Source organism: Nitrospira sp. M1 (assembly GCF_965152605.1).
This window is the reverse complement of the sequence record NZ_OZ224217.1, coordinates 1,509,256-1,531,693: the sequence shown is the minus strand read 5'-3', so window position 1 is coordinate 1,531,693 and position 22,438 is coordinate 1,509,256. Positions and strand designations below refer to the sequence as shown.

10 protein-coding genes are annotated in these 22,438 nt (G+C 50.8%); 5 read left to right on the top strand and 5 right to left on the bottom strand.

Features of this window, described 5'->3' with window-relative positions; translation table 11 throughout:
* Positions 1-14 precede the first annotated feature (14 nt).
* From ACWHX8_RS07225 to ACWHX8_RS07210, 4 genes are all read right to left on the bottom strand, one after another.
* Positions 15-3,131: an efflux RND transporter permease subunit gene (locus ACWHX8_RS07225; RefSeq protein ID WP_447971282.1), complete on the bottom strand. Its 3,117-nt coding sequence runs from the start codon at positions 3,129-3,131 to the stop codon at positions 15-17.
* A 10-nt stretch (positions 3,132-3,141) separates the two neighbouring features.
* Positions 3,142-4,821, bottom strand: coding sequence for a FixH family protein (locus ACWHX8_RS07220; RefSeq protein ID WP_447971281.1), 1,680 nt, complete (start codon positions 4,819-4,821; stop codon positions 3,142-3,144).
* Between the two features lie 13 nt (positions 4,822-4,834).
* Entirely contained in the window at positions 4,835-6,109 is a 1,275-nt protein-coding gene (locus tag ACWHX8_RS07215; RefSeq protein WP_447971280.1) for a TolC family protein, read from the bottom strand.
* 566 nt (positions 6,110-6,675) lie between these two features.
* Complete coding sequence (locus tag ACWHX8_RS07210) at positions 6,676-7,278, bottom strand: cation transporter (protein WP_447971279.1); 603 nt, start codon at positions 7,276-7,278, stop codon at positions 6,676-6,678.
* Positions 7,279-7,653: 375 nt separating this feature from the next.
* Between ACWHX8_RS07210 and ACWHX8_RS07205 the strand changes: the two genes are divergently transcribed.
* The 5 genes from ACWHX8_RS07205 (at position 7,654) to ACWHX8_RS07185 (ending at position 15,820) form a co-directional block, all read left to right on the top strand.
* Positions 7,654-8,130, top strand: coding sequence for a hypothetical protein (locus ACWHX8_RS07205; RefSeq protein WP_447971278.1), 477 nt, complete (start codon positions 7,654-7,656; stop codon positions 8,128-8,130).
* A 203-nt stretch (positions 8,131-8,333) separates the two neighbouring features.
* On the top strand, positions 8,334-9,590 hold the full coding sequence (locus ACWHX8_RS07200) for a TolC family protein (protein ID WP_447971277.1): 1,257 nt from the start codon (positions 8,334-8,336) through the stop codon (positions 9,588-9,590).
* 15 nt (positions 9,591-9,605) lie between these two features.
* Entirely contained in the window at positions 9,606-10,868 is a 1,263-nt protein-coding gene (locus tag ACWHX8_RS07195) for an efflux RND transporter periplasmic adaptor subunit (protein ID WP_447971276.1), read from the top strand.
* A gap of 42 nt (positions 10,869-10,910) precedes the next feature.
* Entirely contained in the window at positions 10,911-14,039 is a 3,129-nt protein-coding gene (locus ACWHX8_RS07190) for an efflux RND transporter permease subunit (RefSeq protein WP_447971275.1), read from the top strand.
* 272 nt (positions 14,040-14,311) lie between these two features.
* The gene (locus ACWHX8_RS07185; RefSeq protein ID WP_447971274.1) at positions 14,312-15,820 is read left to right on the top strand and encodes an aldehyde dehydrogenase family protein; all 1,509 of its coding nucleotides are present in this window, start codon (positions 14,312-14,314) and stop codon (positions 15,818-15,820) included.
* 83 nt (positions 15,821-15,903) lie between these two features.
* Here ACWHX8_RS07185 and ACWHX8_RS07180 read toward each other — a convergent pair whose 3' ends face one another.
* Positions 15,904-22,239, bottom strand: coding sequence for a putative Ig domain-containing protein (locus tag ACWHX8_RS07180; protein WP_447971273.1), 6,336 nt, complete (start codon positions 22,237-22,239; stop codon positions 15,904-15,906).
* Positions 22,240-22,438: the final 199 nt, after the last annotated feature.

Here is a 22,438-nt window from a genome sequence, read left to right as displayed (position 1 = left end):
GTTGCTGCCCTCTTCTAGACCTTGAGCTCCCACTTTTTCCAGATCAGAAAAAGCGCCGGGATCACAAGAAGTGTAAGAATAGTGGTAGTGACCATTCCTCCAATCATGGGAGCAGCAATCCGTTTCATCACATCTGCTCCAGTTCCATGGCTCCACATTATCGGGAGTAAGCCCAAAAAGATGGCTGAGGCCGTCATGATTTTCGGTCGTACTCGAAGAACAGCACCTTCAATCACCGCTTCACGAAGATCCTCAATCGAATGCAGCCGATTGTCCCTTTGCCAACGGTCACAGGCTTCATCCAGAAAAATAATCATAATGACCCCTGTTTCCGCGGCGACTCCGGCTAAGGCAATCACCCCGATCCACACGGCAATACTGAGGTTATAATCCAAAAAATATAAATACCCGATTGCTCCGACCACCGAGAAAGGAATCGCCAGCAGCACGAGAAGACATCGGGGAATAGAGTGAAAATTGAGGTACAGAAGAAGAAAAATCAGAAAGAGCGTGAGCGGGACCACAATCAGGAGCCTTTGTTGTGCCCGCTCCATGTAGGTATATTGCCCCGCCCATTGAAGCGAGTATCCCGGAGGCAGCTTCACTTGCTGTTGAACTAACTCTTTGGCTTTTTGCACATAGGTGCCGAGGTCTTGGTCGGCAATATCAACAAAGACGATGCTGGCCAACGAGCCGTTTTCATCCCGAACTGACGGCGGTCCCATGGAGGTGGAAATGTGGGACAATTGGGCCAGAGGAATATGTTCACCGTTTGGCGTGGACACGAGGATGCGTTTAAGCGCGTCCACATCCTGTCGCAAATCGCGCGGGTATCGTACATTAATCGGGTAACGCTCCCGCCCTTCGACCGTCCACGCAATGTTCTTCCCTCCGATTGCGGATTCAATCACATCCTGTACGTCTCCAACGGTGAGACCGTATCGAGAAGCGGCCACTCGATCGACGTCAATATCCAGGTAGTATCCTCCCGTGACTCGTTCGGCATATGCACTGCGAGTGCCCTTCAAGGGTTGAAGCAGGCTTTCGATTTGCATGCCGATTTTTTCCAGTTCTTCCAATTGAGGCCCTAGAATGCGAATGCCTAGACTGGTTCGAATGCCGGTCGCGAGCATCTCCGTTCTCGTTTGAATCGGCATCCACCAGATATTCGGCATGCCCGGAAATTTCACTTTCTGCTCCATTTCGGCAATGAGCTTGTCCCAGGTCATGCCGGGACGCCAGTCTTTATCGGGCTTCAGCGTGACAATAGTCTCAGCCATGTTTAATGGAGCCGGATCGGTCGCCGTGCGTGCCCGGCCCATTTTCCCCATGACCTGGTCCACTTCAGGGAATTCTTTCAACAGCCGATCCTGTGTTTGGAGGACTTTGGAGGCTTGTTGAATGGACATGCCTGGAATACTGGTTGGCATAAAGAGAATCGTGCCTTCATTGAGGGGCGGCATGAATTCTGAACCTAATTGGTTGTAGAGGGGGATGATGGCAATCATGGTGACACCGGCCAAAAAGACCACCAGCCAACGGGCACGCACGACGCCTTTCAGCAAAGGGGTATACACCCATACCAGGAACCGGTTCAGAGGGTTTCGGCTTTCGGGTTTAATTTTTCCGCGAATGAACCACCTCATGAATAAGGGAGCCAATCCGATGGAGACCAATGCGGCAAAAAACATCGCAAACGTCTTCGTGTAGGCCAGCGGCTTGAACAACCGTCCTTCCTGTGCTTCCAGTGTAAAAATAGGGAGAAAGGAGACAGTGATAATCAGCAAAGAAAAAAAGAGCGGCCTCCCAACCTCCCGAGCAGCTTGAATAATGACGTCATCCCGCGAACCGGAACGGCCGTGTTGCTCCCATTCCTCTAATCGACGGTGAGCATTTTCCACCATCACGATGACGGCATCCACCATGGCACCGATCGCGATCGCAATCCCCGCAAGAGACATGACGTTTGACGTGACGCCCATGTAATACATGGCAATAAAGGATAAGAGAATCGCCACGGGCAGCAACAGGATCGGAACTAAGGCTGAGCGCAAGTGAAACAAGAACACAAGGCTGATCACGCTCACAACGATGCTGATTTCGAGTAGTTTTTCTTCCAGGGTGGCGATCGCGCGAAGGATCAGACTGGATCGATCATACACGGGAACGATCCGAATGCCCTCGGGAATAGAGGGACCGATTTCCTTCAGTTTTTCTTTGACTCGTTGAATGACTTCCAGAGCATTTTCGCCATACCGCATCACCACGATGCCCCCCACGGTTTCTCCTTGGCCATTTAATTCCAGAAGGCCTCGCCTGAGATCGGGACCAAGCGTGACCGTCGCCACTTCGTGAACCGTAATGGGTGTGCCCTTGCCGTCCGTCCCAAGAGAAACGTTTCGAAGGTCGTCAAGCGATTGGACATACCCCCGACCTCGTACCATGTACTCGCGTTCACTCGCCTCAATTACTCGGCCACCCACTTCATTATTGCTGCGGCGGATCGCCCGAATGACCTCCGGCAGACCGATACCGTATCCTTGCAATTTCACGGGATCGACTTGAACTTGATACTGCTTGACAAACCCTCCTATGGACGCCACCTCTGCCACTCCCGGGACACTTTGCAGCCAATAGCGAAGAGACCAATCCTGGAATGATCGAAGATCGGCTAAACTATGGGTATCGCTGTCATCCACGAGGGCATACTGAAAGACCCAGCCCACTCCCGTGGCATCGGGGCCAAGAGCAGGTGAAACGTCCTCTGGGAGTTTTCCTGCAAGTCCCTGCATATATTCCACAACCCGGCTTCTGGCCCAATACATGTCGGTGCCGTCTTGAAACACAATGTAGACAAACGACAACCCCAGAAAGGATTGTCCACGTACATATTTGATGCGTGGGGCGCCCAACATCGATGTGACAATGGGATAGGTGATCTGGTCTTCAACCAGGTCGGGGCTGCGGCCCGGCCACTCCGTAAAGACGATCACTTGCACATCGGAAAGATCAGGCAGGGCATCCAGGGGCGTGTGATAGACCGCCCAGATTCCCCACCCCATCAGGAACAGGGTGACGATCCCCACCAGGAATCCATTACGAGCGCTCCAGTCAATAATCCGTTCAATCATGGTAAATGACTCACATGCCCGACATGCCAGACATCTTTCCTCCTACCATCACAGAAAAGGGTTCCTTGATCTCGGGTTGCCCCGAACGTTGAGCCTCGATCGTGAGATCCCATTGTCCAGCCATTCCAAGATTCACCTTCGCCTCATACCTTCCTGGCTCTCCACCTGCCATGGGAACCGTGGCGGGAATCATCCCTGGCATTGGCATGGTATAGGTTAATTGGACTTTGGCGTCGGAGACCGGCTTGTTATTGTTGTCGGTTATTGTGACGTGAACTCGGTTATCTCCCATGCGTGCTGGTGTTGGATCCGTGGAAAAGACCAGCGTGAGTCCGCCGGCTGTCTTTTTCTTTATGGCAGTTGTCTCCATTTGTGACCTATTCTTATCCTGCCCCATTTCACCCCTTTTCATGCCGCCCATGTCCATCTGCCCCATTTGGGCCCGCTCCATTTTGACCCCGCCCATACCTAGTGCCCCCATCATATTCGTACTCGCCGCGAGCTTGCTTTCCGAATCGAGCAGAAATGTGCCGGATGTCACAATTCGCTCACCTTTTTGAAGGCCTTCAACCACTTCATAATATGCCCCGACTTTCGGTCCCAGCGTCACCTCGCGTGGCTCAAACATGCCTTCTCCTCGAGCCACAAACACCACTTTCCTCGTTCCGGAGTCCAGGACAGCTTCCTCCGGCACAGTGAGGGCGTTTCCACGAGTCACCTGAATGCGGACCGTCCCATACATCTCAGGTTTCAGTCGCAGATTGGGATTCTGAAACACGAGACGAACCTTTACGGTGCGAGCTTGCTGGTTCAGATAGGGATAGATGTACGAAATTTTTCCATGAAAGGTTTCTCCGGGATGGGCATCGAGGATCAGCGTTCCCGATTGGCCTACTTCAATAAACGGCACTTCATATTCAAAAACGTCCACCAGCACCCATACGGTCGATAGATCGGCAATGGAGTACACGGTCAGTTCAGGTTTGACATACATGCCCTTAAACACTTTCTTGTCCACAATGAATCCCGTTGCCGGGGAGTAAATGGTGACATAGGTTTGGGGTGTGCCACGGCGAGCCAATTCCTCAATTTGCTTATCGGTAATCGTCCACAACCGGAGCCGGTCGCGAGCAGCCTCTACTAATTGATCCCCCTGTTCTCGAGCTTCCAACAGTGGGCTATGTTGAATGTCTTTTTTCGCGCGTAATGCCAGGAGATATTCCTCTTGAGTGGCCACGAGCTCCTGACTGTACAGCGTAAATAAAGGTTGTCCTTTCCGAACCAATTGCCCCGTATAATCCACAAAAAGATCCTCCACCCATCCCGCCATCCGGAGATTGACATGAGTAATGCGCTGCTCGTCATAATCCACTCGCCCAACCGCTCGGACAACGGTCTGGAGCGCCTGCCTGTCAACCACGGCTGTTTTCACGCCAATCAGCTGTTGGCGTGCCGGGGTCACCATGGCATAGGCTTGGTTCGTTCCCATTTCTGGGGAAGAAGGCCCGTTCATGTTTCCCTTGTTCTCACTGGAGCGTACTATTTGACCGTCTTGTTCTGTAAATTTTGCGATCAATGGTTGGATGGTATTCCACATGGTTTCTTGAAACACCAAGATGACAATGACTAAAGCCCCGATGACGGTTCCCACTATCAGCCAGTGGCGTTGTCGTGAAGTGTTGTTTCGCATCTTCTACCTCTCGCTAAAGATCTTTACCCACCACCTGCTCGAGTTGCGCCATTTGTTGTTCCCGATTCGCGAGTGTCCGAAAATATTCAAGTTGATAGCTCAGCAATGCTCGCTCGGCATCGATTAAGTCAAAAAAATCCGATCGATCTGTTCGGTAGCCGGCATAGGCAGCCTGAAGCGCTTGCTTGGCTTGTGGCAGCACCGTGGTGGAGAAAAGCGTGATAACTTGCTGCGTCGCCTGAATTTGCGCCACTAAATCCTTAATCTGAAATTGCGTGAGGTTCTCAAGGGTTTTTTTTCTGGCCCGGGCTGCGGCCACCTGTGCGGTCGCCTCACGAACCCCCGCGTCGTACTTGGATTTGGTCCAGAAGGAAAATGGAATATTGAGCATGACATTTCCTCCGAATCCATTATCGGCCTGGAAATTTTGCCAGCGTTGCAGTTCGACTCGAAGGTGGGGATAGTACCGTAACTTCGCCAATTGGGTGGCCGATTGAAATTGATCCACGGCTAAATCAGCTTCTTGAATTTCCGGACGCACCAGAAGGGCTTCCTCCATGAGGGTTTCAAGAGAATACGTTAAGGGCTGAATGTCCGGAGTGCGTGGAATGCCGAGAACAGCCAGAGGAGCCCGATCGAGGAGGGTATTCACATGAGCCTGGGCTGTCTCTCGATGTTGTTCTAAGATTGGCAAATGTTGAAAGAGTTTCGAGAGTTCCACTTGAGCTCTCAGAACGTCTACTTGGGAACCTTTCCCGACTTTAAATTTGGCATTGGCAATTTTGAAAAATTCCCTCAACAACTTGACTTGTGCATGGTGGACGGCCACCGCCTTATGGGTATAAAACAACTCATAGTAAGCCATCGTAACGGATGAAGTGATTTCCAGAACTTTAGCGGCCAATCGTTGTTCTGATTGTGCCGCCTCATGAATGGCTACGTCTTCTTGTTGAGACAACAGGCCTGGTACCGGAAAACGCTGGGCTAATCCGTAAATGGTGGTATCCGTTTTGGTGATATTCAACGATTCTGGAGTATTCCATAGCTGAATTTTCACTTCTGGATCATCCAACACCCGCGCTTGGGGAACGCGCTCCTTCATGGCCAAGACCTGCTGTCGAACTGCAGCCACCTCGGGATTGTTCTGAAGAGCCTCCTGGATCAATGGTTGTAATTCCAAGATCGGTATTGGTCCTTCAGGTTCGTCAGCCATAGCAAAACCAAGCATCCCAACCCAAACTGTACCGAGAACAACCAAAATCCCATATAATCTTGATACTGGTTTCATATGTTTCTCCAAATCGAACCGAATTCCTGTGCCGTGACGTCAAAAACGAAAGCAGGAAATCTCAATTCGTCAATCTTTTCTGACACAGCAGAAAAAATGGCTTGTGATGTCTTAATCTAGAAATGTAACTGGGATGAAAAAATCAGGTAAGGTATCAAATACGAAAGACGGAAATCTGGACAAGGAAATCCCTTGAAGTCAGGAGATCGCCTCGCTCAGGTACAGAGAGGAATGGACTGATGGTCACTGGTTCAAAAAAAGTGGGAGCAATGCTCGAGGGAAGAACAAAATGAGAAAGTCCTGAAGAAGAAAGATCTGGACCAGATTGGACAGCGAGAGATTTAAACGCTTTACAGAATTGAGAGGCAGGCTCTTCTCCAGGCATAGAGCAATCACTCCCATCACTGACCTTCATGCCACTGTAAATCGGGATCAAACAGGCGTAGGCGTTAAAGCTGAACGAAAGGAAAAGAGTAACGAGAAAGAGAACGAACAGTTTTGGAGTTAATCGCATATCGAATAGCTTAATAGGAAAACAGTTTTCAAGGCAAGAGGCATGGGGCAAGTCAATGTGAAAGTCGAAATTCTTGCTTAGCCTCCTTGAGCACCAGAAATGCCGATCGACAAAATATCGAGGCAACCAGCAAGCCAATCGCAATGTCTGGCCATGCTGAGCCAGTGAGACTGACACCTAAAGCCGCAAAAAGCACACCAACATTGCCAATTACATCATTTCTCGAACACACCCAAGACGATCGCATATTAATGTCGTCATGCCGATGTCGCCAAAGCAACAGAAGACAAAAAACATTGGCGAGAAGTGCAAGTGTTCCAAACACGCCCATGACCTCGGCAACAGGCACTAATCCCTCCAGAACCTTGATCACGACCTGCACGAAAACACCAATACCAAATACGGCCATGATCATACCCTTCAAGATAGCGGCGCGAGCTTGCCACTTCCCCCCTCGTCCGATGACATAGAGGCTGAACCCGTACACAATGGCATCACCCAACATATCGACAGAGTCGGCAAGAAGAGCGGTCGAATATGACACAATCCCCGCCGAGGCTTCCAGGAGAAACATGATGATATTGACCCAGAACACGATGCGAAAGACACGGCGTTGCTGGTCAGAAACTTTGATGACGGAGCAGCATTCATCCATGAACGCTATCGTATCGCATACCGCGCCTCACAGCTATAGCTGTTCCCATAACTTTCCATCTGTACAAAGTGCGCTATCGCACGGTATTCGCTCGAATATCCGGAGTGGAGATATCAGATGTGATGTGACCACAAGGTAGGTTGCCTGTCATGCAAACCTGATGCAATGAATGGTCGGATCGCCTCTGGAAGTTTTTCCTTTCGCTCTCATTCATATTGTCCTGTAACGTAACGTCTCGCACTTAGCTCAAGAAATAGGGTTATCAGAGTTTCGCATTGCTCGAAAATTTGCTACTCTCAAGTAGAGAGTTTCCTCAACCGATCTATTTCATAAAAAATTGTAGTGGTGATGTACATAACAACAAGAACAATGGGGATGAAACGTAATCGTCATATCGTGTTCCGAGCCTGGCTCATATTTTGGCTCATGGCGCTCCCCCTCATTCACATTCACCCCGAATCCGATCATGCTCATGGCATGCCCGGACATGTTCATGGCGGAACCTACCATACGGTGTTATCCAGTACACCAATTTGCGCCTACGAAAATCATGACCATCATCACGATTCATTTTCTTCTGGTGAACAGTCCCCCCTACCTGACTCCACCCAACATCTCCCGCATGGCATGGAGCACTCCACTTATGAATTTTCAGTTTTTAATTCCTCAATAGATCCGATATTTAATGGAAGTTCTTCATTTTCCGCATTTGATGGGGTTGTGGCTTCAGAAAAAGATAGACCGACCTTAACACCCATACCCGGAACGAGCTTCTCGTTCCGTGAAACACTACTCTCGGCTTTCATTACCAAGTCTTTTTCGCCACGCGGCCCTCCTATTCTTCTCGTCTAATTCATTTTCAGTTTCTGACTCAACAACGTTTCTACTTTGCGCAATTGATTGAGCAGAGGGAAATATTTCTCGTTTTTTTCCAAATATGTATTCAGGAATGCATCTTCGATCATGTGGCGCACTCGCCAGAATACATGGTCGACATTGTCCAAAGGCTTTGCGTAGGGTTTTTTAGAAATACGCTCCTGTCACTGGAGACAGATATGATACAACACAAAATTTTGGCATACCTAGTCCTTCTCACCTTTATGAGTAACTCTCAAAGTAATCCAGCCGACGCGATGGAATCCTTGAGCATCGACCAGGCTGTGGAAATCGCTCTGGAGACAAATCCGGATTTGTTGGCGACCCGCCAGGAACTGGAAGTCGCTCGCGGTCGGAAAGTGAATGCGTTTCTTTTTAATCGGTTTAATCCCACGGTCAACGGCCAGATCTGGAATCGGAAGAACCCAGGTTCGGGCAATGTCACGGATTCGCAAGTAGGGTTGTCACAAGAGATAGAGATAGCTGGACAACGTGGACTCCGAAGAGAAGAAGCGATTCGAAATGTCTTTCGGGTCGAAGCCCAAGTCAAAAATCGTGAGCGACTCATCACCGGACAAGTAAAACGTGTTTTTGTTCAAACCCTCGCCTTGAAAAAAGTTTTACAACTCAGAAAGAAAATCGAGACTTTGAACCAACGAATTCGTGATGCCTCACAAGCACGATTTAAAGCCGGCGTCATTCCGATCATGGAATACAATTTAGCAGAGATCCGTTATGGCCAAGCACGGAAAGAGACGTTCGTAGCCGAAGCCGCATTCCAAAATAGCTTGGTGGCCCTCCGCAGATTGTTAGGGTGGAAGACGATTCGCGCAATTGAGCTGAAGGGACAACTCAAAAACTCCGTTAAAGTGGTTTCTTTGCCCAAACTACTTCAACTCGCACAGGCACAACGTCCTGACCTCTTGATGGCCAAAAGGGAGGTCTCCCGTGTCGAAGCGGCGATAGATCTCACCCGTCGACTTATCCTACCGAATCCCACCTTTCAGGGATTTTACTCAACGGAAACCGAAGGGCCTGAGGGAGCCAGTACACTCTTGGGCGGAGGAATCACCATTCCTTTTCCTATATTTGACCGGAATCAAGGAGAGTTGGTGACACAGGGCGGAAAGCTTAATCAAGGCCGACATCAGATTGTGTCCGTCACGAGGACTATCGAGCAAGAAGTAAAAACCGCGTTTCAAGGCTACCAGGCAGCTCGCCAATCCCTAGAAGTGTTTGAAGCAGAAGTGCTTGAACGAATCGATCAAAACTTCCGCTTTATCGAGATTGCCTACCGTGAGGGCAAGATTGGGTTACTGCAACTGATTGTGGTGCAGGATGATCTCATCACCGCTCAGCTTTCGTATGTGGATTCCTTAGGGGAGTTTCGGACGGCGGAGGTCAATTTGGAGCAGGCTGTTGGGGACACGCTGTAAGACAAAGGAATGGATATGAAACATTCAATTAGGGTCACGGTTCTAATACTATGCCTGCTCCTGAGCATTGCCTGTCAAGAAAATCCGACTGAGCGGGCTCCGGAGGGAGTATCAGCCGATCACAAGCAGGGCAGTGAATCTGACAGGGATAGCAAGCAGGACCTGCAAGGAGATCACGATAAACACGAGGAAGAAAATCACCTCGACGAGATCACCCTCGCCCCTGAAGCCTTGAAAGGTCAAACCTTCCAGACGGTCATCGTTGAACAAGGAGTCGTTAGAGAAGGGATCCAGGCCACGGGCAATATCAAACCGAATGCTTACAAACTCACGCATGTGAGTCCCCGCATCGAAGGAAAAGCTATCAAAGTCATCGCCGAACTTGGGAATTTCGTGAAGGCAGGCGATACCCTTGCGCTACTCGATAGCATTGAACTGGGTTCCCAAAAATCCGCTTTTCGACAAGCCCGAACCACCCTTCTCGTCAATCAAGCCAACTACAAGCGGGAAAAGCGGCTCTTCGAGCAACAGATCTCCTCGGAAAAAGATTATCTTGATTCGAAGGGGGCCTATCAACAAAGCTTGGCCTCTTATCAGGCAGCCTTTGAAGCTCTCGAACTCGTCGGACTGTCACACCAGGATATTCAAACGATTATCAAAAATAAAGATGGGCATCATCCTCTGTCGATCTTTTCCCTGACGGCATCTCAGAAAGGAACCATCATTGAACGGCATATTACTCCAGGCGAATTGATTACTCCTGGCGATAAACCCTTTACGATTGCCGACCTAAGCACAGTGTGGATTCTCCTAGATATCTTTGAAAAGGATTTGGCCAATGTCCGCGTGGGAGCGGATGTGCAAATTGCTGTGGATGCGTATCCGGAAAAGACCTTTCGCGGCACGGTTGTCTATCTGAGTAACATTTTGGATCCAGACACACGGACGGTCGAAGCCCGGGTGGAAATTCCCAATCCCAGTGGACGCTTGCGTCCAGGAATGTTTGCCAGATCTTCGATTGCCGATTCAGGCTCCCAAGGAAGACAGGTTCTGCGGGTTCCTCTGGATGCCGTTCAACACATCGAAGAACAACCTGTGACGTTCGTAGAGGAAAGGCCTGGGACGTATAAGAAACAGATGGTCACCCTTGGGTCGGAAGATGATCCTTACGTCGAAATACTCACTGGCTTACAGGAGGGCGAACGTGTGGTCACCAAAGGATCGTTTTACCTGAAGTCCGTCCTGCTGGAAGAAACTCTCGGAGGGCATGGGCATTAAGAGGAGCGTTGCCAAGAACCTTTCCAGAAATAAGGACGCGTCATGCTGAACCGAATCTTCGAATTTGCCTTACATAATCGATTCCTCATTCTGGTCTTTGCCGGGCTGATCATCGCGTCAGGGGTGTACTCGATGATCATCCTGCCAATTGATGCCGTTCCAGATGTGACACCCAACCAAGTCCAGATTCTGACCAATGCTCCAGGCTTAGGGCCAGTCGAAGTGGAACAATTCATTACCTTTCCTGTTGAAACGGCGATGTCCGGCCTGCCGGGGATTGAACTGATTCGTTCGGTCTCGCGCTTCGGCCTGTCTGCAATCACCATTTATTTCGATGAAGGCATGGATATTTATTTCTGCCGGCGCTTGGTGATGGAACGATTACCGCGGGCACGCGAGGCCATTCCACCAGGATTGGGAACGCCGGAAATGGGGCCCATTTCCACCGGCCTGGGAGAGATTTACCAGTTTGAGGTCAAGGGGAAAGATTACTCCCTCATGGAACTGCGGACGATTCTGGATTGGGACATCGCCTTTAAGCTTCGTTCGGTTCCCGGTGTGATCGAAGTGAACACCTTTGGCGGGGAGTTACAGACCTATGAATTCCAGCTGGATGCGTCGAAGCTGGTGTCATACAACCTCGCGATCGGACAAGTTTTTGAGGCCCTCAAGAAAAACAATGCGAATGCCGGAGGGGCCTATATTGTTCATGCGCAGGAGCAGTATTTGATTCGAGGAGAGGGCCTTATCCAAACTCTTCAGGATATTGAAAATATCGTGGTGGCGACTCGGAACGACGGCACCCCAATTTATATGCGCAATCTCGGCCACGCTCAGTTTGCACCCATGGTTCGCCAAGGGGCTGTGACGCGGGATGGCAAAGGTGAAGCAGTGACCGGCATTGTCATGCTGCTGATTGGGGAGAACGGACGAGTCGTGGTGAATCGGGTAAAAGAAAAACTCAAACAGATTCAAACATCGTTGCCGAACGGGGTCACCATTGATCCCTATTATGACCGAATCGACTTGGTGAACACGACCATTCACACCGTGGCGACAAACCTGACGGAGGGCGCCATCCTGGTCATTGCCGTCTTGCTTCTCCTCCTGGGCAATATCCGTGGCGGTCTTATTGTTGCGGTCGCAATCCCACTGTCTATGCTTGTCGCCTTTACGGGCATGGTCTCAGCACGAATCTCCGGTAATCTCATGAGCCTGGGCGCGATTGACTTCGGTCTGATTGTCGATGGGTCAGTCGTCATGATCGAAAACATCGTGCGGCATCTCGCCGAACATCGTGAAAAGACTCAAAAATCCAGGCGCATGACGTCTGAAGAAATGCACGAGGTGATTCGAAAGTCAGGACGGGAAGTGTTACGCCCCATCTTCTTTGCGGTGGGCATCATTATCATCGTGTACCTTCCCATTCTGACACTTCAGGGCATCGAAGGAAAAATGTTCACGCCCATGGCTGTTACCGTCATCTTCGCCTTAGCGGCCTCCTTGGTTCTCGCCTTTACACTGACTCCCGTTCTGGCCAGTCTCTTTTTGCGGAAGGGAGTAAAAGAAGAAGAAACCTGGATAATCCGACACATTAAGCGAATCTACCGCCCTCTGTTAACCCACACGATGCATCATCCTGCCATCACAGGTGGAGTGGCTGCCGTGTTGTTTGCGGGAAGCCTGGGAGTGGCATCGTTCATGGGTGCGGAATTTATTCCCAAGCTGGATGAAGGCTCCATTGCCCTGCAGGCCTGGCGGTTGCCTAGTGTGTCACTTGAAGAGTCCGTGAGGAACACGACCAGGATTGAACAGGTGCTGAAAACATTTCCGGAAGTGACCTCGGTGATTTCCCGGACAGGCCGTCCGGAAATCGCCACGGATCCCATGGGTGTGGAGATCAGTGATATTTATGTTTTATTGAAACCCGATGATGAATGGAGAACGGCGGAAACCAAAGACGGACTCATTCAAGCTTTCGACGCTGCCTTGAAAAAAGCGGTCCCCGGAACCAAGTTCAGCTATTCCCAACCCATTGCCCTGCGGGTCCAGGAACTGATTGCCGGCGTCCGATCCGAGATTGCCATTAACATTTTTGGCGAAGACATGGATCAGCTTAAGAGACTCGGGAACCAAGTCGTACAAGTAGTTACGAGGGTACCGGGAGCCGCCGGCACCAAAGCGGAACAAGTGGCTGGACTTCCATATCTTCGTGTGGTCATTGATCGAGATGCGATTGCGCGTTATGGGATTAACACGTCACAGGTTCTTGATACCATCAGAGCCATCGGTGGTCGCACCGTAGGACAAGTCGTGAAAGGTAATCACCGGTTTTTCATTCAAGTCCGTTTTAGACCAGAGGATAGGAAAAACTTCGACCGGATTAAAGATATTCGGGTTTCCGATCCACGGAACCGTTTGATTCCCATCTCTCAACTTGCCGACATTCGAGTTGAGACAGGCCTCGCACAAATCAGCCGAGAGAATATTCAGCGGCGATTAGCAGTGGAGACGAACGTCCGGGGTCGGGATCTGGCCGGCTTTGTGGCCGATGCGCAACAGGCCGTCGAGCAACAGGTCAAGCTTCCAGAAGGATACTCGATTGAATGGGGCGGCCAATTTGAGCAATTGCAGCGGGCCTCGATGCGGTTGGCGATTGTCGTGCCCTTAGCCCTGTTTTTGATTTTTGTGTTGCTCTATACGATGTTCAATTCAGTCAGGCCGGCTATGCTTATCTACTTGAATATTCCTTTGGCGGCGACCGGCGGCATCCTTGCCTTGTTCTTGCGCGGCATGCCATTTTCGATATCCGCAGGCATTGGGTTTATCGCGTTGTTCGGCGTAGCCGTTCTCAACGGAGTCGTCCTGATGTCCTATGTCTTAGACCTACGAAAACAAGGACTATCGGCAGAAGATGCAGCCTACACAGGCGCTCTCATACGCGTACGACCGGTTCTCATGACCGCCCTGGTTGCAAGCCTGGGTTTTGTCCCAATGGCCCTGTCCTCTTCAGCCGGAGCAGAAGTCCAACAACCTTTGGCAACGGTAGTCATCGGAGGCCTTGTCACCTCAACCGCGTTAACACTCCTGGTGCTACCTACGCTGTATGTGTGGGAAGAACGTCTGCGTGAACGGTGGGCTTCCTCACGATTCACAGCGAAAGCATCATGAAAACGAAGACCGCACGATCAGCACACCCATGCTGCGATACCAATCCCGTGTCCCGTCAATTATCTATTCATGCTTCGTATGAGTTCTTTTCTTAGGACAACGCAATTCTGCCGCACACTCAGCTCTTGAAGTCACCAGAGATTACAAGTCATAATATCTCAAGTCCTCAACATGCGACCATGCGATTTCCAGGAACATCTGTCATGCAAGAGGAGTCTCACGTTGTCCTTCATGCCATTTCCAGCCATCATTCCCAATCAGGAGGCTATATCATGAGTATTGCCACACCAGAATTACGCATTGATGATCGTGTAAAAGATTTTGTCGCGCTCCCATGTAAATTGTTGATCAATGGACAATGGGTAGAGTCCGCCTCAGGAAAAACCTTCCCCACCTTTAACCCGGCAACAGGGGAAGTCCTTGCCCATGTGGCAGAAGGAGAAACACACGATATCGATCGAGCCGTGCATGCTGCTCGCACCGCCTTCGATCAAGGACCATGGCGGCAAATAACTACATCAGAGCGTGGTAAATTAATTTGGAAGCTAGCGGACCTCATGGAAGCCCATCTCGAAGAATTCGCTCAACTCGAAACATTGGATAACGGCAAACCACTGACTGTCGCGCGCGTAGCCGATGTGCCATTAGCCATTGACTTATTCCGATACATGGCTGGCTGGACAACCAAACTGGAAGGCAACACCATTCCCATCTCGGTTCCCTTCACGCCTGGAGCACAATACCATGCGTATACATTGCGTGAACCCGTTGGCGTCGTGGGCCAAATCATCCCCTGGAATTTCCCCTTGCTGATGGCGGCATGGAAACTTGGCCCAGCACTTGCGGCTGGCTGCACCATTGTCCTCAAACCTGCGGAACAAACTCCGCTGTCGGCTATCCGTCTCGGAGAATTGATTTGCGAAGCCGGCTTTCCCGATGGCGTCGTCAATATCGTCACAGGATATGGAGAAACTGCCGGAGGCGCACTCGCCGCCCATCCTCAAGTTGACAAAGTGGCCTTTACCGGTTCGACCGAAGTCGGCAAGTTGATTCTCAATGCCGCCTCACATGACTTAAAAAAAGTGTCGCTTGAGCTTGGTGGCAAATCGCCCAACATCGTCTGTAAAGACGCAGATCTCGACATTGGAATTCCAGGCGTGGCAAGCGGTATATTCTTCAACCATGGACAATGTTGCTGCGCCGGTTCGCGTTTATTTGTGGAAAAGGGGATTTTTGATGAAGTCGTCGAAGGCGTGGCCGAGCAAGCCAAGAATATTAAAATAGGTTCAGGCCTTGACCCGAGCACCGATATGGGACCGCTCGTTTCCGATGAACAACAGCAACGGGTACTCGGGTATTTAGAAGCAGGCCTGTCCGAAGGCGCCGAAGCCGTCGTCGGTGGAAGGAAAGTTGGCGAACAGGGTTATTTTGTGGAACCAACAGTCTTAGTCAACACAAAACCCGACATGAAGGTCATCAGAGAAGAAATTTTCGGCCCCGTGGTCTGCGCGATTCCGTTTCACGATGTCGAAGAAGTCATTCCAGCCGCCAATGACAGTATTTATGGGTTGGCCTCTGCCGTATGGACAAAAGATATCGGCAAAGCCCATCGAATTGCCGCCGCCATGCGAGCCGGAACCGTATGGATTAATTGCTATAATATTTTCGACGCCGCTCTTCCCTTCGGAGGCTATAAACAATCAGGGTGGGGCCGAGAAATGGGACATGCCGCATTAGACTTGTACACCGAGGTCAAATCCGTCTGTGCCAGGCTCTCGTAAACCCATCCCTCTTGCTTAGCTAGAGCTTGATAGTCGCCATGAACGTCATCAGGCATCTCTGTTCTAGAGATGCCTGTAACAATTTAATTTCCAGTCGGAACCGCTCGAATTTCGACGTCATCGACCGCCGCCTCGATCAAACTGCCGCTCCCTGCGTCGGCCGCTATGATCAGCACCGTAATCGTCTGACCCGCAAAACTGGAGATATCCGTCGTGAAAGTGTTCCAATTTCCGGAATCATTGGCGCCATCACCCAATTCTTGAAAGACGGTGACCGTCGTCGCCCCTACAACCTGGACCCGGAGATAATCCACATTCGTCGCATTATTGAGATGCGCGAGGTAATAAGCAAAACTCAAAGTCACCTTCGCCCCAGCCGGCACGGTCATTGGCGGAGACTGGATGGACGTGAACCCATTATCAATGTCGTGCGTCCCAACGCTTTGACCAGCCGCTCCTTCCGTCACCAAGGCGAATAGTCCACTCGTGGCATGCCCCAATTGCAACACGGTCTCGTTATGGGAAGTCCCTTGCGGATCAGCCCGTTCCCACTGGCCCGTCGTGGCCGTGTCCGTCCCCGATGGATTGTTGATCCACCCCTGCGTCGTTTCAAAATCATAACGCCACTCAATTGATGGAGCATTCACGCTCCAGGTAAAACTCTCGGCTTCCGTGATAAGGCCGTCATCGGCTGAGACTACAACCGTATGTGATCCAACCGCCCCGACAGCCAGCATTCCAGTGATCTCACCGGTATCGGATTGAACCGTCAGACCTGCGGGTAATCCTGTCGCACGATACGTCAACACGTCACCATCTACATCCGTAGCCTGTATCGTCAGACTCACTGTCTCGCCGACAACATTCGTTTGCAACCCAGGATTCGTGAGAACCGGTGGTGAATTGACAACCACTGGCGCTGATTCGTGATCGTCTATCTGTTTGAGAAACGCAACCACCCCATCGAGCTGGGACGCAGTCAAAGAGACGCCCGCATGTGCCGTGACAGCCTCGGTTAACGTTGCGGCAGATCCATCATGCAGATACGGAGCCGTACTCCATACCCCTCGGAGCGTTGGTGAGTCTAAGCCAGTTAACGGTCCGCCTAAACGCTGACCGCTGGCCGTTTTGATCGTGCCAACGTTATGAAGTCTGTTCGAAGAACTATCCGTAAATCCTTGCCCTCCGTGACAACTCGCGCAATTATTTGATTCAAAAACCGTTCGACCAGCAACTGCCACTGGAGTCAATTCGCCATTGCTCGCACGGTGTGGGCTACGACTAAATTTCGTCAACGATTCCACATAAGCGGCCAACGCATCCAAGGCGCCACTCAACCCGGTTTTTGGTGCTCCTAACGGATCGCTCGTCGCGTTGAAATTCGTATCATTCATCAATCCTGTGCCGCCTGCAAGACTCCGAATTTGTCCCTCGAAATCCTGGACTTCATCAAAATTACCCGTCCAATGAAGTCGGCCATGTTCTGACCCACCTCGACCATTCAAGCTAATTGTATTCCGCAATCCTTCACCGGCTCCAGTCAGGTCCCAGACACGACCATCATGGCCTCCATTGTTATGACAGGAAGCACAACTCATGTATCGATCTCGCGCAAGGCGAGGGTCACGGGCGTCATAGAAGAACTGTTTGCCTGATAAGACCTGATTCGACAGTGTTTCGTTGCTAACAGTTGTATACGTCGCGATGGGATGCACCGTTAAAGACCCAACATTGATTAGCGGAGAAAGATCAAATACCCCAACACTACGGTCCATAAAGTTATGAACGTATAACGTGAGGCCGTCCGGAGCGATCACAAGACCTTGGGGCGCACGCCCCACGTCAAACCGAAAGAGTTCCGATCGTTGATACGCATCGATCACGGCAATTTCCCGGCTGGTTTCCAATGCGACGAAATAATAATTTCCATACGCATCGAATGCTCCGGCACTTCCTACCCCTGCATTGTCATGATCGAGACGTGCGGAAAAGTCCTCACGATCAGTCGACAGATCAAGACGCGAGGAGATGGCACGCACAGTATGCTCGAAATTTAAATCATTGCCATCCCGTAAGACACCACGCAGAATATTATCTTGTTTGGAAGGAACCCACGCCATACTGCCGTCAGGAGCAATAACAGGTGCTGCCAGGTAATTCGGCACGCCACGCGCTCCAGCTTCGAAATCAGTGCCATTATTGACGGCCAGAGTGCTTGTGCCGTTCACACTCAGAGTCGCAGCGTTGACCACGATCACCTCACCTCCAGCACCAGCAATTTGAGGGTGAGCCGTTTCTTCTTCTGGTAACATTGGCGTAATGAAGCGTGAAACATAGAGCTTACTGCCATCCGCATTGACGGCGAGATGTCGTGGATGCGATCCGACATTCACACTCCCTGATTGGTCTCCAGTACTCGGACTCAGCCGAAGCACGATGCCAGTTGCTTGAAGCACGACGTATGCATGATTTCCCGCTGGGTCAAACACGATCCCAAAGGGCCGTGAACCTGCAGGTAAGTCAATCGTCTGAACCACATCAAAAGAACCGGAATCGATAATACTCACTGTCGCTGACGAATGGTTGGCAACCCATATCTGTCCATTTGGAGCTAACGCTAAGCTTCGCGGTTCATCACCAACAGCGATTTCTGCAATCTTGCTCTGGGTCACCGTATCATACACACTGACGGTATCGTTATCCGGATTGACATTCCACACTCGATCGTTTCCACCGCGCACTTCATACCGTATGCTCATTGAACTATTTGGATGACTTTCGGTCAACGGACGATGAATGGCCTGGTAAAACTGTCGAGACACTTCCTGGGCACTACTATCTTTCACTGTCAGTGTAACGATGTAACGGCCCGGATTTTGAAAAGTATGAGCAATCGTCGCCGAGGAACTGTATGCCGTTTCTGGCGTGTTGTCCCCGAACAGCCATTTGTACTGGAAAATTCCTGTTCCACCACCCACCGTCGCTGAATACGTGAGAGACTGACCGATAGGATATGGAGTCGTAGGCATTGGGTTAATGATGATTGATGGAGGAGGCGCGATCGTCCAGTCAAAGGAAACCGCATCTTGTCCTCCTTGACCATCAAAAACTTCGAGCGTTGCCATAGTTGTCCCAACACTTGTGACCACCCCGGAAATAATGCCAGTCATGCTATCAATGCTCAACCCTGTCGGAAGTCCGACGGCACGAAACGTCAGGGTGTCACCATCTCCATCACTGGCAGCTACCGAAAGACTAACACGATCACCAGCCATGTGAGATTGTGGCCCCGGATTCGTCAGCACCGGACTGTGATTGGCGACTACTGTTATTATCCAGCTAAACGTCACATTCGCAGAATCGGTGCCATCTGCCACCGTGACAATGGCTGAATATGCGCCAGTGCTTCCAGTCCCTATTGTTCCAGAAATCACCCCCGTCAGAGGATCAATACTCAATCCTAAAGGGATGCCTGTCACACTATAAGTCAGCGTATCGCCATCCGCATCCGTAGCCATCAGAGCTAATGTGACCTGCTCACCTTCATTCGTCATCTGCTCGCCAGGATTCGTCACCACTGGTGCGTGATTGCCTGTTGGTGGATTAAAGAGAACCGTTTTTTCGTCGGCATTGTTCGCAAAGGTGCCTTGGGCCACCGCTGACCCCCAGTTCACTCCATCAGTGCTGATATACAATCGATAGGCCGCGACCGTTCCGTTTCCTCCTCCTGGACGGGGTAAATAGGCAAACCCGCCAAGACCGTACCCTGCACCTAAATCAATAACCATTTCATGGGGATGGGCAGGATCATTGTCATCTCCGGCCTGAGCAGCCCATTCCGTATGCCAGATGGTCGTAGGACTGCCATCGATAGCATTCACCACGCGCCCATCTTGAACCGTCTCTTCACTATCAAACGAGATGACAGACCACTCTGTTTGGCTTAAGCGATTTCCATTGCTATCCAACACATTCAGCTCGGCCATACTCGTCCAGGGTTTGCCGTTGACCTCCGAATCGGCCACAAACCGAACGTATCGATGGACATTCGCTGAAGGAGTACGAATCGTCCACGTAAAGGTCACACCTGCACTACTTGTCCCATCACTCACGTCCACGGTAACTGAGAAGGGCCCCGCACTACCACTGGCTACGGTTCCTGAAATCACCCCGGTGCTACTATTGATACTCAAGCCACTCGGTAATCCACTCACACCGTAGCTCAACGTGTCCCCATCAGGATCGCTCGCGCTGATCGGAAGTGTCACCGTGCCCCCCTCGGTATGAGTCTGCTCGCCAGGATTCGTCACCACTGGTGCTTGATTGCCTGTTGGTGGATTAAAGAGAACCGTTTTTTCGTCGGCATTGTTCGCAAAGGTGCCTTGGGCCACCGCTGACCCCCAGTTCACTCCATCAGTGCTGATATACAATCGATAGGCCGCGACCGTTCCGTTTCCTCCTCCTGGACGGGGTAAATAGGCAAACCCGCCAAGACTGTACCCTGCACCTAAATCAATAACCATTTCATGAGGATGCGCAGGGTCGTTGTCATCGCCGGCCTGGGCTGCCCATTCTGTATGCCAGAAAGTCGTGGGATTTCCATCAATGGCATTCGCGGCACGCCCGTCTTCTCCTACCGTCTCTTCACTATCAAACGACATGACAGACCACTCTGTTTGGCTTAAGCGATTTCCATTGCTATCCAACACATTCAGCTCGGCCATATTCGTCCAGGGTTTACCGTTGATCTCAGAATCGGCCACAAAGCGAACGTATCGATAGGCCCCTTGTCTAGGAGGCGTTCGGAGCACTTGCATGACTTTTGCCACAGAAGGCACACCCTGGCTATTCACCGCAAATAGCATCCAAAAACCAGGCGTGAGAATATTTGTATTGGCGTGCATAGTCAGTTCATATTCCCCTGTCCCCGTTGAAGAAAACGGAACTTTAAGAAAACGGAGATCGGAATTCAGGTTGTGAGTAATGCCTGACATTTTTACAACCGTGAAATATTCAACATTCGAAGAAGCATGCACAGCAATCACATCTCCATGCCCAACAGTAGTCGGTGCCGCAGTAATAACTGGTCTGGTCGCCAATGAACCGTCCGCATTAAAGAGATACGGTGGCGAATACACCTGATGATCCGGATGATCAGCAGAACAATTACAGAGCCCTCCCCCTCCCGACCACACACGCCCATCGGTCATCAACAATGCCACTGAATGATAATTTCTCGGCACGGACATATCAGCCACTTCCCGCCAGACTTGCGTATCGGGGTTCCAAATTTCCGGAGCCAGAATGGTCCCCTGGTCGCTAAATTCAATCCCAGAGGTATTCCCGCCTATCACCAAAACTTCTCCTGTGGGCAGTACGACGCCATTATTAAATTTTCGAGCATACGCCATCGGTGCGATAGTGGTCTTCTCAGGGGTCGGGCCATTAAGATCGATAATCATCGCTTGATTTGTTCCTGGGGAGGAACTGGAATTATCGACGGCGCCTCCAGCTACGAGCAGCTTGCCTTCATCATACATGACATTCGTGCTGTACTTGGGATACCAGTCATTACCGAGACCCGCAGAGGCAATTGCACCATTCCCGTTGGGATCGATAATATTCATTTGGGTTGTGGGACCTGTGTGAAACACGTCACCACTCGGCATCAAGTGAATATACGGCAACCACGTACTTTGATACCCACCAAAATTCAGGACCCCGCTGTTAAGATTCGCTCCCGTTTGCAGAGACCAGCCCTGCCCTTCTCTCCATAATTCCGGGTATGGGCCTCCCGGCCGACCAAGCAACGTCATGACCCCTCCGTCTGGGAGAGCTAGACTGCCAGGGTACCAACGGCCCGTGCTCATATTTTCGACACGCGTCCACTGTCCGGTTCGATAGTTAAACGTACTGACTCTATCCGAATTGGCATCGCCACCGTTCACGAACACGCGACCATCTTCCAGCATGGTCGGAATCCCGCAAAATAATGGGTGACTCGCATGGTTACTTTGCTGGAATTGTCCAGTACCCGGATCCCAAATAGCAGAAAAGGTGGACGACCCTCCGGTAAAGCTGAAACGATTATTCGCGCCCCAGGCAATAATACGACCATCAGGCAGATTCGCTGCAGACGCAAAGGCAAAGGCCCAGGGGACAATAGGCCCCCATTGACCTACCTGATTCAACGGCCCGCTGGTGGCGAGGGCCTGGATGCCCTCTGACTTGCCATTTTCCGAGAACGCGCCGACACGTTGGCGGGATAAAGGCGCGACAAAAACAGGTTCGTTACGCTGACGCGCCCGTTCTGCAGCGGCATAATCATCGTGATCATGCGACCACGACACACTGGAAACACCGAATTGCATAATGAGAGACAGCAAAATAATTGCGAAAAATACGCATCGAGATGCCATAGAGATTCCTCTTCAATGGTTTCCTCAAGAAACAATACAATTAATATAACTTCAGGCTGGAATAGATTTCGGAAACTAACATAAAGGAAGAGAGAAAAGGAATAACACAAATAAACTAGATACATCGTGACACAGTCACGACTCAGTGAGGCTCAAGTTTGGGGAAAAGGAGGAAAGAAAGAAGGTAACAACGGTCGTA